General features: G+C 54.4%; 12 protein-coding genes. 8 read left to right on the top strand and 4 right to left on the bottom strand.

Going from position 1 to position 17,289, the window contains the following annotated elements:
* Positions 1–144: 144 nt before the first annotated feature.
* Together FH603_RS20070 and aspS are read right to left on the bottom strand one after the other, a co-directional pair.
* Positions 145–3,135: a sialate O-acetylesterase gene (locus tag FH603_RS20070; protein WP_235985524.1), complete on the bottom strand. Its 2,991-nt coding sequence runs from the start codon at positions 3,133–3,135 to the stop codon at positions 145–147.
* A 235-nt stretch (positions 3,136–3,370) separates the two neighbouring features.
* Positions 3,371–5,122 carry an aspartate--tRNA ligase gene (gene aspS, locus FH603_RS20065; RefSeq protein WP_186739487.1) on the bottom strand — a complete coding sequence of 584 codons (1,752 nt, stop codon included), beginning with the start codon at positions 5,120–5,122 and terminating at the stop codon, positions 3,371–3,373.
* Between the two features lie 367 nt (positions 5,123–5,489).
* Here aspS and FH603_RS20060 point away from each other — a divergent pair, with 367 nt between their 5' ends.
* Positions 5,490–6,179, top strand: coding sequence for a hypothetical protein (locus FH603_RS20060; protein WP_186739486.1), 690 nt, complete (start codon positions 5,490–5,492; stop codon positions 6,177–6,179).
* A 161-nt stretch (positions 6,180–6,340) separates the two neighbouring features.
* A complete protein-coding gene (locus FH603_RS20055; protein ID WP_186739485.1) occupies positions 6,341–6,934 on the top strand; it encodes a YbhB/YbcL family Raf kinase inhibitor-like protein in 594 nt (197 codons plus the stop codon).
* Between the two features lie 11 nt (positions 6,935–6,945).
* Here FH603_RS20055 and FH603_RS28980 read toward each other — a convergent pair whose 3' ends face one another.
* Together FH603_RS28980 and FH603_RS20050 are read right to left on the bottom strand one after the other, a co-directional pair.
* The gene (locus FH603_RS28980) at positions 6,946–7,146 is read right to left on the bottom strand and encodes a DUF2490 domain-containing protein (RefSeq protein ID WP_262891299.1); all 201 of its coding nucleotides are present in this window, start codon (positions 7,144–7,146) and stop codon (positions 6,946–6,948) included.
* Positions 7,065–7,394: a DUF2490 domain-containing protein gene (locus FH603_RS20050; protein WP_317171297.1), complete on the bottom strand. Its 330-nt coding sequence runs from the start codon at positions 7,392–7,394 to the stop codon at positions 7,065–7,067. The genes FH603_RS28980 and FH603_RS20050 overlap by 82 nt, the downstream gene beginning before the upstream one ends.
* Before the next feature lie 371 nt (positions 7,395–7,765).
* Here FH603_RS20050 and FH603_RS20045 point away from each other — a divergent pair, with 371 nt between their 5' ends.
* The 6 genes from FH603_RS20045 (at position 7,766) to FH603_RS20020 (ending at position 17,250) form a co-directional block, all read left to right on the top strand.
* Entirely contained in the window at positions 7,766–10,333 is a 2,568-nt protein-coding gene (locus FH603_RS20045; RefSeq protein WP_186739484.1) for a TonB-dependent receptor, read from the top strand.
* Positions 10,334–10,714: 381 nt separating this feature from the next.
* The gene (locus FH603_RS20040; protein ID WP_186739483.1) at positions 10,715–13,615 is read left to right on the top strand and encodes a TonB-dependent receptor; all 2,901 of its coding nucleotides are present in this window, start codon (positions 10,715–10,717) and stop codon (positions 13,613–13,615) included.
* A 106-nt stretch (positions 13,616–13,721) separates the two neighbouring features.
* Positions 13,722–13,940, top strand: a complete 219-nt coding sequence (locus FH603_RS20035) for a DUF2281 domain-containing protein (protein ID WP_186739482.1) — start codon at positions 13,722–13,724, stop codon at positions 13,938–13,940.
* A complete protein-coding gene (locus FH603_RS20030; RefSeq protein ID WP_186739481.1) occupies positions 13,940–14,332 on the top strand; it encodes a type II toxin-antitoxin system VapC family toxin in 393 nt (130 codons plus the stop codon). Before FH603_RS20035 ends, FH603_RS20030 begins: the two co-directional genes overlap by 1 nt.
* A gap of 4 nt (positions 14,333–14,336) precedes the next feature.
* A complete protein-coding gene (locus FH603_RS20025) occupies positions 14,337–16,082 on the top strand; it encodes an alpha-glucosidase (protein ID WP_186739480.1) in 1,746 nt (581 codons plus the stop codon).
* Between the two features lies 1 nt (position 16,083).
* Positions 16,084–17,250 carry an LLM class flavin-dependent oxidoreductase gene (locus tag FH603_RS20020; protein ID WP_186739479.1) on the top strand — a complete coding sequence of 389 codons (1,167 nt, stop codon included), beginning with the start codon at positions 16,084–16,086 and terminating at the stop codon, positions 17,248–17,250.
* Positions 17,251–17,289 lie beyond the last annotated feature (39 nt).

The raw sequence follows: 17,289 nt of genomic DNA, 5'->3' as shown, positions 1-17,289 counted from the left end.
TTGGGCAATCCCAAACATTATGCTATACTCCAACAGATTTCAGTTCGCTAAAATTGCGTAAAGCTAAAAATGCCGGGCTTATTATTTCAAATCTGTTGACTAAAAGGAATAAACCTGTATAGCCGTTGGTCAACAAACAAACAATTAACGGATACGTAGGCTCACACTGGCTTCGTCATCCTCACCGGTTGTATACCCATTTCCGGGCGTTGAGTCGGGGTCAGCCGGGGTGGCGCTACCTATCTGGGCCTGTATCAGACCGGTACTGGTCACTCGTACCGACAGGGTAAGCGTGGCTGAACCACCAGCTGCAATGGAGGAGATCGTCCCATTTACTGTCTGGCCGCTCACCGTTAAGCCGTTGGTATTGGTAAGTTGCCAACCGGCTGGCAGCAGTGTCTGAACCGATACGTTGCTGGCCGTAGCCCCGCCCCGGTTGCTAACGGTGAGGGTAAGCTGACTGATTTGATTTGACTCCAGCGTCAGACGGTCAGACACCAGGCTCAGGCTCAGGTCGGCGTTGGCTGAACTGGTTGGCGGCTGACTGGATTGCACCGGGGGCAGGGGAGTCTGGTTTGGATTTGGCGATACCGTGAGCGAGCCGTTGCTATCAAGTGTCCGGAGATCAACCAGTGCTTCGTCGTCCTGGCCGTCGCCGGTGCCTGAATTGGGTTGCGAGTCAGGATCGGGGACACTACTGGCCGTAATCTGGGCCGCCGTCGCAAAACTACCTGAACGCGTGGCCCGGAGCCGGAATGTAGCCGACGTACTCGCGCCACTGGCCAGGCTACCCGCGCTGATGTTTACGGCATTGGGTGAGGCACTTACCGTGGGTGATGAGGAGTCCAGAAAAACCAGTCCATCGGGGAGTAAGCTGCCTGCCGTTACGTTCGCTGTTGGTTGCGGCCCCGTATTCGTGAGCACCAGCGTCACCGTAACAGGTTGCCCTACGAGGGGCGTTCGGTTGCTCAGGCGCATAGCCAGCGATAGGTCGGCACCGGCGCAGATCGACAACGGTTCACTGGGTGCGCTGGCTACGGCCGGGTTGCTGGCTACCACCCGTATCCGGTACTGACTGCCGCCGGGTAAGGAGCTTGGCAGGGTTACCTGAATAGGACTGGTTGGGCCGCTACCGATGGTCGTTTCGCTGGCAAAAGAACCAGTGGCATCCGACAGGCGGACGCTGAACGTGTTGCCGCCGTTCAGGGTACCGTCGGTGACGTCGACGGCCACCGGAAAGGAAGGGCCAAGACAGGTTGCTGCGGCTGGACTGGTGATGGTAACAACTGGAGGAATAGCCGCAATGGGTTCCATGGTAAAGTAGAGGATTTGCCGCCCGTCGAGCAGCGTAGCGTCAAACCAGACGCCTGATCCGGTAGTACCCTGACGCCGTACCGATAGCCGGTAGCGTCCCGGCTCCACACCGCCTACGCCAAACGAGGTGGGCGGGTAATTACGCAGGTAATTGAAATCGGCAAACTCGGCATAGTCCGGCAGCTGCGAACTGGGTAGTGGCTGATACCAGCCAGCGTCATTGAATCCACCACCATCGATCCGTTCCATCCTGATCTCCACCTGCGCATCGGCCTGAACCATGAAATAAAAACCATGACTTTGCATTTCATAGCGGTACCCTATCCGCGTAATGGCTGCATCGGCTACGCCACTCGCTACGGGTGATCGCAGAATGGTTTGTGGTGCCGGGGTGGCTGGCGCTGACTGCCGTACCATGAACGGCTCGCCCAGCGCACCCGTCGTAACAGGATGGTTTGAAAGCGTTCGCAGGCGATAGGTACCATCTGCCAGGTTGGTGGGGAGCGTTACTAACAGCGGGTTCTCCGAGCTGGCCGGTGACTCATATACGATGGTATTGTCAGTAGCTTTCAGTACCTGTGCCCGGTACAGATTGTCGAATTCGTGGGCATCGCTGCGCAGTGATGCCGCTATGATCGTTTCGCCCGGCCGACGTGTAAGGGGAAGCGTATAGCCGCTTGTGATCAGGGCCGATTCGTCGGTTGGGGTAAACGGGACCGCCTTACTGAAAAAATCAGCCGTCAGGCTCTGATCCCAGCTGTTGGTGAAGGTAAAGAACCCGGCACCCCGAAAGTGAAGGCCATCCGGCCGCTTGTCAGGGCCCTGGATGGTATCGGTGGCGGGTCCGGCATAGACACGCGGTACCTCGGCAATAAGCCGGTTCTGGGCTGCAATGATAGCCGGGCTGCTTCGGCCGTCTATAAAACTGGCGCGGGCCACCATCCAGGGCAGCATCTCCTGCCCGAGTTGCTGACGGCTTTTGTTGATCACATACTGAATATTGTCGAAATACGCCTGAGTCGTTGTATTGTTAAGCAGGTCACTTTCGCCCTGGTGCCACAGGACCGCCCTGGCCCCTGTTCGCCGGACATAATGCAGCAGGACGGCTCCCAGCCTCCTGTAGACAGCCGCATTTACGGAGGCACCGATGTTGCCGGCCGCCGACTGCTGCCACTCGAAACTATTGGTACCACCCAGCGCTGCGCCTATGAACAGCACGGGTACGTTGAGTCGTTGCGCCAGTTTGTCACCCAGCAGGCTCCAGATGTGCGGGGGCTGGCTGGGGCCAATGTTGGTGCCGTAACTGATATGGCTGAAGGCAAGGGGTAGCAATTGCTCACTCAGGCTGTCCTGCCGGAAATCGATACACGACACGCGATCGTCGACGGAACTGGGTACCCGTTCAAATCCACCGTATGCATTCGACTGTCCGGCTATAACAAACACTTCACCCACACCGATACGATTGACGTGGGTCTCGGTGAGTAGCGTTGTGCCGGCTTTGGCGCGTACATCCAGGCGGTACCAACCTGCGGATACGGTTACCTGCCCCCGGAATGATGACGAGTTCGGCAGGATGTCTATCGCTGTCCAGGCAGTTACGCTGCCCTGCCCCAGTGTTAAGGGTACGAACCGTGCCTGAATGCTGGTCGCCGTAGAAGGAGCTATGCCCGTTACCGTTATCGTGGCTTCGTTACTGAGCGTACGCTGAAAAACCATCCGGGGTACCGGACTCGTGATGCGTAGTTGAGCCAGAGACAAATAGGGCAACAGACAGGCTAGTACCAGTATCCATCCGGAGCGACAGTGGTAGAGTAACATAAAGTAATTCTATATATGGTGTAGAGTAATGAAAACCTGTTCGTGTTTTCACATTTTGCTGGATCAAATATAATACCCAAATAAAGTGCCTAAACAACTATTTCTGATAACTAAACAAATAAATGCCCCAACATAGCTAAAAGGGCCTCAGGAAGGAGCTACACAATGCGTAGCTCCTTCCTGAGGCCCTTTTAGCTATGTTGGGGTAACCTCCTTACAGACTTTGTTGGCTTATTTACGAAACGGTCGTCGTTATTTTCAGTTCGGCCAGCTGGGCTGGCGAAATCGTTGACGGCGAGTCGATCATCACATCCCGGCCTGAGTTGTTTTTCGGGAAGGCGATAAAATCCCGAATCGAGTCGGCACCGCCAAACAGCGAACACAGCCGATCGAAACCAAAGGCAATACCGCCGTGTGGGGGGGCTCCATACTCGAAAGCGTCCATCAGGAAACCGAATTGGGCTTTGGCTTCCTCGTCCGAGAAGCCCAGGATGCTGAACATGCGGGCCTGTAGTTCACGGTTAAAGATACGGATGGAGCCACCACCTACTTCAGTACCATTGATGACCATGTCATAGGCATTCGCCCGAACAGCGCCCAGGTCGCTGTCCAGCAGGGATATATCCTCCGGTTTAGGCGACGTGAAAGGATGGTGCATGGCGAACCAGCGGTTCTCATCTTCGCCGTATTCGAGGAGGGGGAAATCCAGCACCCACAGGCTGCTGAACGTGTACGGGTCGCGCAGGCCGAGCCGGCTGCCCATCTCCAGGCGTAACTCGTTCAGGTACTTGCGGGCTTTGGCGGCCTCTCCCGATACGATGAGCATCAGGTCACCGGGGTTTGCATTGAGCTGTTCGGCCCAGGCTTTCAAATCAGCTTCGCTATAGAACTTGTCAACCGACGATTTGAGGCTGCCATCTTCGTTGTACCGAACGTAGATCAGCCCTTTTGCGCCAATTTGTGGTCGTTTGAGCCACTCCGTCAATTCATCCAGTTGTTTACGGGTATAATGGGCGCAGCCCGGGGCGTTTATGCCAACAACCAGTTCGGCAGAGTCGAAGACCGGGAACCCTTTGCCCTGAGCCAGTCCGGTAAGTTCGGCAAACTCCATTCCGAAACGCGTATCCGGTTTGTCCGAGCCGTACCGGCGCATGGCTTCAGCGTAGGTCATGCGGGGGACTTCGGCCAGGTCGATGCCTTTTACCGCTTTGAACAAATGCCGGACCAGCCCTTCGAACATGTTAAGAATGTCTTCCTGCTCCACGAATGACATCTCGCAGTCGATCTGCGTGAATTCCGGCTGACGGTCGGCGCGCAGGTCTTCATCACGGAAACATTTTACGATCTGGTAGTAGCGATCGAAGCCGGATACCATCAGCAGTTGTTTGAAGGTCTGGGGCGACTGGGGCAGCGCATAGAACTCACCGGGGTTCATGCGGCTTGGCACGACAAAGTCCCGCGCTCCTTCGGGCGTCGATTTGATCAGCACGGGTGTTTCGACTTCAATAAAATCGTTCCCGTCCATATATAACCGCGTTTGCTGGGCCATTCGGTGGCGCAGTTCGAGGTTGCGCCGAACGGGATTCCGGCGGAGGTCGAGGTATCGGTATTTCAGACGCAGGTCATCCCCTCCGTCGGTTTCGTCATCGATCAGGAACGGTGGAAGTTTCGCCGGATTGAGCACCGTCAGCGACGTTACCTTGATTTCAATGTCGCCGGTGGGCAGATTGGGGTTTTTAGATTTCCGCTCGATAACGGTTCCCGTTGCCTGCACGACAAACTCACGCCCAAAGGAACGGGCTGTGGTAAACAGGTCGGGCGATGTCTGACCATCTTCGAGCAGGAGCTGGGTGATGCCGTAGCGGTCGCGGAGGTCGATCCAGAGAACACCGCCTTTGTCGCGGACGGTTTGAACCCAGCCGCAAAGGGTTGCGGTGGTATTGTCGTCGGTTAAGCGGAGCTGGCCGCACGTGTGGGTTCTTAGCATTGGAGAATAAGCGAATTCGTAATAGAATGATTGGCTTCGGGCTGTACTCGTTTTCAGGCAACGGATACAGCGCCCAAAAATAAGCACGCAGCTATCGGTTTGAGCCGCAAAGGTAGGGAGTTTGCGGGCGCATACGGCATGGAGTTGTCGAAGCCTGTAAATCCGGCGCGTAGGCGCTCCTGAAAAGCGGTTGCGGGCCAATTACGCGTAGCTGGCCGGGAGGCTGCCGGATGACCGGTTATCTTTCTGATCGGGCTTCTACATGAGCCGTTTATTTCGTATATTTACCTCCCTTATTGGCAACAAACAACCATACTAATGACGCCGGTAACTGGCCTGAAAACCAGCGTGTCGGCGCCCCAACCGCATGAAGCGAGGAAGAAATAATCCAAACCAACTTCAGATCGATTTTCTGGCGTCTTTTCGCCGGATGCTGGTCAGTCTGGGCGGCCCAGAAAAATTGACCGTCAACGAGAGTTTATTTATGCGCATGACCGACCAATGGGAAAATACCCAGGTCATGCCCGCCGATTTATTGTTTCAGAAAAGCCCCGTCGAAGCCGTCGTATTCCGCTTGCAGAAAACCGATCCCGACCGGCTCCGGTTTCCTCAGGAGATGATTGCCGGTGAGATTCGGGGTGAGCAGGGCCTGACGGGTTTCTCGGCTAAGTTCCGGGAGCAGGGCTGGGTCATTTTGCCAGCCGAACTGTCGGCGATGTACAAGAATTTATTCCTGAACATTCTGACCGCTTCTGTCGGCCTGGAACATATGTACCCCTCGCGTTCAGCTTTGCTGGTCGAAGCTGAGCGGCTGGCGCTGGCGGCTATGCTGCCGGAAGAAGAAATTCGCAAGTTTTTCGGGCTTCGGCTGTCCCGGTTTCCGGATAGTTTCCGTAGCGAAGTGGTCAATTATTACAACATACCATTCGACTATGTGCTGAAACGCGCGAACCACGTCGGCCTGGTATCGGAGCAGGTTATCGAGGAGTCGCGCAACAACAGTCAGCCTACGCGCGCTACGCTCCTGCGCCGTCCGTCGAGTAGCCGGGCGGCCTGACCCGGGCTGTCGGTTAGTAGCGCTGTTTCGGTCACATATATGAAAGAAACAGGTCCGTGCGATAGTTGTTGCTCAACCGTTCATGTGTAGATAGGCAACGTAACGGTTTTTACGCTTAATTAGCCGGTCAGATACCCTAACGTACTTGACCGGCTTTTTATATGCGCCTGATCTCCCAAATTCTACTAGGATTGTTCGTTGTCCTGGTAGCTGTTGCAGTTACCATGCATTGGCTGGCCAGGAGGGGGCGCGAAAACGAACTGGCACAGCTGGGTACTCTCCGCAAGACGTTGACCCTGTCTAGCAGTTCATTTCCTCCCAATGGCGATTTGCCCGTTAGTTGTAGCTGTAAAGGAAAAGAACTGTCGCCTGCCCTGCTTTGGGAAAACCCTGATTCCGGGGTTGGGTCTTATGTCGTGCTGGTAACCGACTATGACGTGCCAACACCCGATTATTCACTCTACAACCTCTCCCACTGGGTCGTCTACAACCTACCTCCATCGGTTCGGAGTTTGCCGGAAGGGGTTATGCCGGAACAACTGCGGATGCTGGGCGCGCGGGTTGGTAAGAACGGAACCGGCGGTATGAAGTTTATTGGTCCCTGCCCACCCATTGGTCGGCATGCCTACGTATTTCGGGTATATGCCCTCGATCAGGTTCTGTCGTTTACCGACCTTCCGGGGAAGCAGGATGTGCTGGAGGCCATGAATGGCCATGTGCTGGGCTATGGTGAACTGACCGGCTACTTCCAGTAAGCCGCACTCCTTCAAGGCTGTCTGCGCAAGTCCAGCGTATGGAACAAAAGCAGCCGGGCCACGTGATTATTGACGAATACATTGCCGGTCGCCTGCTGTTGAAACAGATTCCTGTAGCCCGCCTGCTCGGTCAGCGATTTGCTGAACGGATAAGAAAAGCCCATGAAGAACCTATTCTGGTCGAAGTAATTATAGGTGATCTGTTTTCCCAAATTAATGAAGGCTTCATCCTGAATCCCGAAATTCGGCACGCCCGGCCGGATCGTTTCTCCTTTCGGGGTATCTGAAGCATGAAATTATACCTGACCCGCCAGTTGGAGCTATAGCCAGCCGCCAGCTGGTCGCCCTTTATGCGATGATTAAATCGCTGTTCAGCCCGAATCCACTGTAACAAATTAAGCCACCCCGACCGGGATGTCCACCAGACCTGTTGCCAGGAGCGGTGTTCAGGCCAGACAATACCGCTCGTAACAGATAAGAATTTACATAGGATACGAATGGGCTATTCCTGTAAAATTGACTTTTTTCGGGTAATGCTGTTTGCAAACCAAGAAAAAGGTCAAATACACCAATAATTTCATCGGTGCATTTGGATGTGCAGCAAACATAATGGTTTATTTGCAAACTCTATATAATCAATAGAGTATAACTACTAATAGTCTATCTACAACCGGGAGTACTGGGAGTAGTAGGCGTAATTAGCTTGAAGAAGATGAAAATCAATTATTTATCGCACTACATTTTCTGTTTTTGTTGTCGCGAAGGCATTGACGACACAGCTCCAGCACAGCTAATCAACACCATTCATCCATACAATACACACAGTTCACAATGAGACAAATTTTCAAGTCGGTTTTCTTTTTTGGCCTCTTTATCATTCCCTTATTTTTATCAGCGCAGAACGCGCCTGTTATTAATGCAACGGTTTCCGGAACGGTTGTCGATGCCCAGTCCAACAAGAGGTTAGTTGGCGCAACGGTAGCGATCAAAGGCACGACTAATGGGGCACCAACCAAAGAGGACGGTCAGTTTATGCTGATTACCGGCCAAAAGCTTCCCTTCACGGTCATTGTGTCTTTCGTTGGGTATCAAACAACCGAAGTAATAATCAATGAGGATAATACAGAAATAAAACTCCAGGAAGGCGCGAATCAATTATCCGACGTGGTCATTACCTCCAGACGCCGTCAGGAGTCGGCGCAGGACGTTCCCATTCCGATTTCGGTTGTCAGCGGTGTCCGTGCCGAAGATGCGGGTGCGTTCAACGTGAACCGCTTAAAGGAACTGGTTCCCAGTGTACAGCTCTACGCATCCAATGCCCGTAACACGACGCTCAACATTCGCGGGCTGGGGTCGAGTTTTGGCCTTACCAACGATGGTATAGACCCGGGGGTAGGGTTTTATGTAGACGGCGTGTATTATGCCCGTCCGGCGGCCACGTCGCTCGATTTTATCGATATTGAGCAGGTAGAGGTACTCCGTGGCCCGCAGGGGACGCTTTTTGGCAAGAATACCACGGCCGGTGCGTTTAACGTTGTCACACGTGCCCCCAGCTTTCAGCCCGGTGCCAGTTTTGAAACAAGCTTTGGCAACCTGAATTATATTCAGGCGAAAGCGTCTATAACCGGCCCGCTGAGCAAAAAGCTGGCAGCCCGGGTTTCTTTTTCGGGTACGCAGCGGGACGGGACCATTTATAACCTCACAACGCTTAAACCTACCAATACCCTGAATAACGTAGGGTACAGAGCACAGTTGCTGTATACCCCATCGGACAGGGTGTCTGTTACGGTAGCGGGTGATAACTCCCGGCAACGCCCCGACGGGTATGCAACCGTTTTAGCTGGGGTAGTACCAACGAAGCGGGCGGCTTACCGTCAATTCAACACTATAATTGCCGATCTCGGTTACAAACTGCCTACTACGAATCCATTCGACCGGGTCACCGATACCGATACGCCCTGGCGGTCAAACAATGATTTCGGGGGTGCTTCGGTCAATGTCGACGCCCGGATAGGGGGTGGCAAACTGACGTCGACCACGGCCTGGCGGTATTGGAAATGGGATCCATCCAACGACAGAGACTTTACCGGTCTTCCGGTGCTGACCAAATCACAGGGTAACTCGCAGCATCAGCAATGGACACAGGAAATTCGGTATGCCGGGCAGTTCTCGTCCCGCCTGAGCGGAGTCGTTGGGGTGTTCCTGATCGATCAGGATCTCCGGTCAGATCCCGTTCAAACGGAGGAATCGGGTTCGGCCCAGTGGCGTTTTTCACAAAGCTCGACCAGCGCCTTATGGAAAACGCCCGGTCTTCTCGATGGATTCGGTACCCGGACAACATCGCGGCTCAAGACCCTGGGTGGAGCCGTATTTGGCCAGCTCGACTGGACTATCGGCGACAAATGGCATTTACTGCCCGGCCTGCGGTTCAATTACGACAAGAAAGACGTAGACTATAAACGGGAGACCTACGGGGGGCTGCAAACCACCGAACCGGCTTTGCTGGCCCTCAAAAATGGCGTTTACACCAATCAGGCATTCGCGTTTGGCGTCGAAGAGAACAACTTCTCGGGCCAGTTGACCCTGGCTTACCGGGCCAGCAAGCAATTTAATGCCTATGCAACGTATGCGAACAGTTACAAACCGGTTGGCGTCAACCTGGGTGGATTGCCGACGGCCAACGGCGTCGTTCTGATCGATCTGGCCAAAGTGAAACCAGAATACGTGACCCACGTAGAGGTTGGCGTGAAGACCCGCCCAACACCGGGGTCTACGCTGAATCTAACGGTCTACAACACCGACATCAGAGACTACCAGACGCAGGTGCAAACCGCTGAAGTAGGAGTAAACAGGGGGTATCTTGCCAACGCGGAGAAAGTACGGGTGAAAGGTGTCGAACTGGATGGAAACGTTCGGGTCACCAGCAATTTCACGGTAAACGGTGCCCTTGCCTACACCGACGGTAAATACATTTCCTTCAAAAACGCCCCTGTACCCCTTGAAGAAACCGGTGGAGAGTCTGCGTTCAAGGATATCTCGGGGGGTGTTCTGCCGGGTATCTCTAAATGGGCTGGCTCGTTGGGTGGCGAGATTTCTGGTGCCGGGAAGCTGTTCAGCCAGAGCGGGCGGTACTTCCTGGCCCTCGATACCTACTACCGGTCCTCTTTCTCGTCGAGCGCGTCGCCCTCGCTATACCTGAATATCGACGGCTACACCTTGCTGAACGCCAGAGTTGGTTTCCGGGCCTCCAATGGGGTATCGATCCTGCTATGGGCACGTAACCTGACGAACAAGGATTATTTCGAACAACTGCTCCCGGCGGCTGGCAATGCCGGCCAGTATGGAGCCGTACTCGGCGACCCCAGAACCTACGGAACCACCCTGCGGTACACGTTCTGACCGATTGGGAAAAAGGCGCAGATCTCATGGGGTCTGCGCCTTTTTCATTTCCACCCAGGCCGGTATCTTCAGGGCACCGGATTACGGGCATGGTTCTTGAGATAAGTTGCGCTGTAAGGCTGATGCCACTATCGTTTTTAATAAGGCGCGTGGCTGCCAGGCCGCTGAATCAGTCATGGGTGGTTTGTGCTAAGTGGCAATTACTTACACCGTGACGCGGTTACGAACAGGACGGAAAAATGGCCTTATTGACGCGATAAAGCCTTTAGTTACTAATGCTGCTGTAGAAAAAACAACCTAAGTCTGTTTCGCCGTTGTCACGAATTTTAGTAACCTTTGTATTGGACGATCGAACGTTATTACTTTTCTGGCATCTTACATATGAGACAACTTTCTTTAATCTTACTGTTCATATGCCTGGCATCAGCTATGGTCCTGGCCCAAACCAGCAGGTCTCTCGACGAAGGGGCCGGTTCGGGCCAGTCCGTAACGAACCTGGCGGGGTATGTCAGGGATGAGAATGGTCAGCCACTGGCCGGGGTAACAATCGTTGTAAGAGGTACCAACAAGGGTACGATTACGAAAGCCGACGGGCGTTTCTCCCTGTCGACCGCCGAGCCGCTGCCGCTTACCATCAGCGCATCATTTATTGGCTACCGACGGCAGGACATCGTGGCGCGGGGCAACAACTTCCGGAACCTGGATATGAAACTGATCGAAGAGGCTGTTATGGCCGACGAGGTCGTTGTGTCGGCAAGCCGCGTACCAGAAGATATCCAGAAAGCCGCCGTAACCGTAGAGCGGCTCGGTGCCCGGCAGTTTGCTAACTCCCCGGCCGCCAGCCCGTTCGATGCGCTGCAAAACGTGAAAGGCGTTGATCTGCTGACCCAAAGCCTGACATTCAAATCGGTAAACCTGCGCGGTTTCGGGGCGAATAACAACAATCGGTTTTTACAATTGACCGACGGCATGGACAACCGTTCGCCGGGTCTGGGATTCGGGTTTGGTAACGTAGCGGGAATTTCTGATCTGGATGTCGAGAGTATCGAACTGATTCCGGGCGCATCGTCGGCTCTTTACGGACCAGATGCGTTGCAGGGGTTGATGTTGACGACCAGTAAGAGTCCGTTCTCGTACCAGGGCCTGAGCGCTCAGGTAAAGGTGGGCATGAACAACGTTGGCAAAGAGAACTTTGGTCCCAAAGGGTATTCCGACCTGGCCATTCGCTATGCGAAACAACTGGGCACGCGCTTTGCCATCAAAGCCAGCTTTCAGCGCCTTAGCGGTACCGATTTTATAGCCGACGATTATACTGATCGCTCCACCCGCGCCCGCGCCGGGTTCTTCTCCACCGATCCTAGTCGGGGCGGTATTGCTACCGGCATCGGGTATGTTCCGGTTAGCAACAAAAACGCCAATTTTGAGTACGATGGCGTAAACATTTACGGCGACGATATCAATGCGGGCGGTGCTTTCAAATACCCCGCCGATTATGAAAATTCACTGTTGCAGAACAGGCTTGTGACCCGTACGGGCTATACCGAGCTGGAGGTGTTGGGAAATAACGGGAAGGTATTTAACAACCGCGCCAATGTGTCGTTACACTACAAAGTCGGCCGGAATATGGAGGCTTCGGTTGGTTGGTACTACGGAAATGGTAATTTCATTCGTACCGCCGGCTTTCGGGAATACTTCCCCGACTACAAACGCAATCAGTTCAAGGCCGAACTAAAAGGCGACAACTTTTTCGTAAGAGCCTACACTACCCAGCAGAATGCCGAAGGCTGGAACATCGGGCAGGCGGCTACCGCTATTAACAACGCCTGGAAGCCGCTGAATCAATGGGCTACTGAGTTTGGTCAGGCCTATGTTGAAAACAAAGTAAGTATCGACGCGGCCCGCACAACCGCCGACCGGGGGCGGTTTTTGCCGGGATCGGCTAGTTTCAACCGGGTGCGCGACTTGTTTGCCAATACCTACAACACCGATTCAGTTCCGGGGTATAAAGCTAAGGGATTACGGTTTCGGGACAACTCGGCGCTGTGGCATTACGAAGGCATGTACAACCTGACCAAGCTGATAAACAAGGTAGCCGAAGTGCTCGTAGGTGGTAGTATCCGGCATTATGCGCTCAATACCGGTGGTACGGCCGTAACCTTGCAGTCCACTGGTTCGGAATACACGATCAACGAATATGGCGCGTACGCTCAGGTGGGTAAAGTACTGAAACTGGGCTCAGTCGTAACGGTCAAGCCAAGCGTGGCTATCCGGTACGACAAGAACCAGTATTTTCAGGGTGGGTTTACGCCCAGAGCTTCAGCGGTGGTAAGCGTAGGGGCACATAATTTCCGGGGTTCCTGGCAGAGCGCGTTCCGGAATCCTTCGCCGGGGCAGTTGTTTGCGGTACCGGGAACGCAGGGTGGCGAAGTGGGCGGGTCGCGTCTGGCAGCTGAATCGGCCCGGTTATTTACCAATCCGGCCTACCTCGATTCCGACGTCAGGGATTTTACCGCCGGACGCATTTCCGAATCGCAACTCCGTAGCCGGGCGTATGACCCGACGACTTTCACGACGGAAAAAATAAAAACGTGGGAGGTCGGTTATAAAGCGCTGGTCAGCAACACGTTTTTTGTCGATGCTTTTTACTTCCATAGCCGTTACAACGACTTCATCGCTGCTCAGAGTTTCTACCAGCCAACCAACGGTCGGATTGCTGACTTTTCTACCAACGCGTATCGCACGTTACAGATCAACTTCAACAACTTCAACGAAATCTTCGTAGATGGTTACGGCCTGGGCGCTGAGTATGGCCTGGGGCGGGGATTTACTGTTAGCGGTAACTACGCGCATCAGGTAGGGACCGTTACGTTGCGCGATGCGCAGGGCAACATCCGTAACGATCTGTCTGGTGCGCCCGTGATTAAGCGGAAAATGAGCAACCCCGAAGTGTCACAACTGGGACGTAATTTCTTTATCTCCCCCGAGAATCGCTATAATATCAGCCTGAATAATCCACGCATTACCGACCGGATTGGCGCTACGCTTACCTACCGCTGGACCAGTGAAATGTGGGTAGAGCAGGGTACTACGGCAGGTGATGTATGGCTGCCATCCTGGACAAGCGTCGATGCGCAGGTGTCTTATAAGGTGCCATCCTTTAAGTCGGTCGTTAAACTTGGTGGTACCAACATCTTCAACAAGTACTATACACAAGGCTACGGACTGGCCAGTATTGGCGGGTTATACTACGTCAGTATCACATTCGATGAGTTGATGCGGTGATGAATCGATGACGCATCCGTACCTCACGTAAGAACCCTCTCGCGTCATCAGGGTAAGGCCGTGCGATGCGGGATTTTGCTACCTTTGAGTAAAACGAATGTGTGCTATGCTGACAGCTGTAAAAGCAACTTATGACAACGGGCAGATCATATGGGATGAACGCCCACCTGTGCACAAAAAGACCCGGGTTGTCATAACGTTTCTGGAAGAGGATGCATTTATTGACCCAGCCCTTAAAAAGCGTCAGGGAGGAAGCATGAAAGGCCAGATTAGCTTATCTGAGGACTTTAATGAGCCTCTGGATGATCTTAATGAGTATATGTAATGAGTTTTCTACTGGATACTGAGGTTCTGCTGTGGTTCATTGAAGGGAATGATCGATTACTGGAAACCAATCGATTAAAGATCCAGACAGCAGATACTATCTACGTCAGTCAGATCAGTTTGTTTGAAGTCGCTATCAAGACTAAAGTTGGTAAGCTGTCGATTAAACGGGGCCTGGCTGGTTTGCTTCAGGATATGATGCTCGAAAACATTCAGATTTTGCCTTTGCAAAACGAGCACATTGCCGCCTATGATCAAATTCCTTTTTTTGACGACCATCGTGATCCTTTTGATCGGCTTATTCTGGCAACGGCCTTACACGAGGGCTGGCCGGTAATGACAGCCGATCCTAAGTTCAGTTGGTACAAAGACCAGATCGAGGTGATCTGGTAAACTCATGCCCGATTTCAAGCAACAAGTCATTTATCAAATCTACCCGCGCTCCTTTGCCGATTCCAACGGCGACGGCATTGGCGATCTGCCGGGAATTATCAGTAAACTCGACTACATGGCCGACCTGGGTGTCGATATCCTCTGGCTGAGTCCTATCTTCCCGTCGCCCAACGCCGATAACGGGTATGACATTTCGGATTATGAAGGCATCATGCCCGAATTCGGCACCATGGCCGATTTCGATACGCTCCTGGCAGGTGTTCACCAGCGCGGGATGCGGCTAATTCTGGACCTGGTTGTCAACCACAGCTCCGATGAGCACCGCTGGTTCCGGGAGAGCCGCAAAAGCAAGGATAACCCGTACCGGGACTACTATATCTGGCGGGCACCCTCACCCCCGGCCCCTCTCCCTAAGGGAGAGGGGGGAAAACCTCCGGATGGCCTGCTCCCCTCTCCCATGGGGAGAGGGGCCGGGGGTGAGGGTACCCCGCCCAACAACTGGCAATCTATCTTCTCCGGCCCGGCCTGGAAATTCGACGAGATAACGGGCGACTATTACCTGCACCTGTTCGCCGAGAAACAGCCCGACCTGAATTGGGAAAATCCGAAACTCCGGCAGGAGATTTATACCATGATGCGTTTCTGGCTCGACAAAGGAGTCGATGGGTTCCGGATGGACGTCATCCCCTTCCTGTCGAAAGATCAGCGGTTTCCTGACTATCCCGAAGGCCGGTTCGGCGACGTTGGTGTCCATGCCAACGGCCCACGCATTCATGAATTCCTACAGGAAATGCACCGGGAGGTACTGAGTCGTTACCCGGACGTGATCACGGTAGGCGAGGGGATCGGCGTATCGGCCGGGCAGGCAAACCGCTACGTTGGTCAACACCGGCATGAACTGGAGATGATCTATCATTTCGACCACGCCATGCCCCGCGATGAACAGCATTTCATCGACCCCGCCCCGGAGTTCACACTACCCGAACTAAAAACGATCTTCGCTACCTGGGACAGGGCGCTGGAAACAGGACCCGATGCGCCGGGCTGGCAGAACATCTATTTCGGCAATCACGACAACCCCCGCGTATTATCCCGGTTTGGCGATCCGGATGGCCCATACGCCTATGAGTCGGCGACGATGCTGGCAACGCTGTTATTGACCCATCGCGGCACACCGAGTATTTATCAGGGCGATGAAATCGGGATGACAAACTGCCGGTTCGACAGTATCGACGAGTTTGACGACATCCAGGTAAAGAACGCCTGGAAAGCCCTCATTACCCCAACAAATGACCCCGACCTTGGCAGGAAGTTTCTGAAGGCGGTCAACCGGATCGCCCGCGACCATGCCCGAACGCCCATGCAATGGTCCGACGCGCCGAACGCCGGATTCACCAGCGGGCCAGCGACGTGGCTGAAAGTGAATCCCAATTACCCGGACATCAACGTAGCGAAGCAGCAGGCCGAGGAGCGATCGGTGCTGAACTACTACCGCCAGTTGTTGCATGTACGGCGGCAGACACCAGCCCTGCAAGCTGGAACGTACCGTGACCAGCTGCCCAACCACCCGACTGTCTGGCTCTATGAACGCCTGCTGGGGGAGGAGCGGTTGATCGTTGTTGCGAACGTCAGCCAACACGAAACAGACATGCCCATTGACCTGACGGGCACGGTTGTACTGGCCAACTACGCGTCCGTCACCGGTACTTTACGTCCCTTTGAAGCCCGAATTTTACTTGAACGTGCGTGACATGCTCGATACCATCACACCTGTTCCCGTCCGGACCACTAATCGCGTAGCCGAAATTGGCTGGTTCTGCGATCTCTGCGGGGGCGACACCGAATTTTTGGGGCAACTCGACCCCAGCCGACGCAGTAGCTTCGAACACTGCAAAAATATTCTGCTTACCGCCGAAGCACAGGGCTTCAAGAATATTCTGTTGCCTACCTCCTACGTAGTGGGTCAGGAACCTATTGCGTTTGCCTCGGCGGTGGCGCAACTGACGAGCGATATCAGCTTGTTGGTCGCCATCCGTACCGGCGAAAATCACCCGCCCATGCTGGCGCGGGCCATCAGCACGCTCGATCACCTGCTGGAAGGCCGCCTGACCGTTAACATCATCAACTCCGACCTGCCCGGCTATAAAGAAGAGGGCCCCATGCGCTACCAGCGCTGTACGGAAACCATCGATATGCTGCGGCAGGGGTGGACCCAGGAGCAGATCGTACATGACGGTCCTGTATTCGGGCAGATCAGCTTGCCGAGCGCTCCGGTCAAACCCTATCAGCAGAATGGCGGACCCCTGTTGTACTTCGGTGGTATTGCCGATGGCGCGCGCGAAGTCTGCGCCCGGCAGTGCGATGTATTTCTGATGTGGCCCGAGAAAGAAGAGAGTATCTACGCCACGATGCTGGACGTATCGGCCCGGGCCGCCCGCCACGGCCGCACGATTGATTTTGGCTTACGTATTCACGTGGTCGTTCGCGAGACGGAGGCCGAAGCCCGTGCCTACACCCGGCGGCTGATGAGTAAGTTCGACGCCCGGCAGGCCGAAGCGCTCAAGCAGCGCACTCAGGATGCCAACTCGCTGGGTGTGGTTCGGCAAAACGAGATGCGCCGGGAAGCCGACGATGAAGGATTTGTCGAGCCAATTCTGTGGACCGGTATCGGCCGGGCGCGGTCGGGGGCGGGTGGTGCGCTGGTAGGAACGCCGGAGCAGATCATCGCGCAACTGAACCGCTACATGGACATGGGTATCCGGTCGTTTATCTTCTCGGGCTACCCGCTCATCGAAGAATGTGAATACTTCGGCAAACTGGTGCTGCCCCACCTGCCCAACGTCCGATTGGGCGACGTGCAGGGGCGCCGGCCGGCCGCTACACCCGCGACGCCGTTGACGTTTGGCGGTATTGAATGATGAATGATGAGTGATGAATGAGGAACGATGAATGATAAA

It is taken from the genome of Spirosoma utsteinense (assembly GCF_014282275.1).
GTDB classification, from domain to species: Bacteria; Bacteroidota; Bacteroidia; order Cytophagales; family Spirosomataceae; genus Spirosoma; species Spirosoma utsteinense.
The sequence above is the reverse complement of the archived record's forward strand: the minus strand, read 5'-3'. Positions and strand labels throughout refer to the sequence as shown.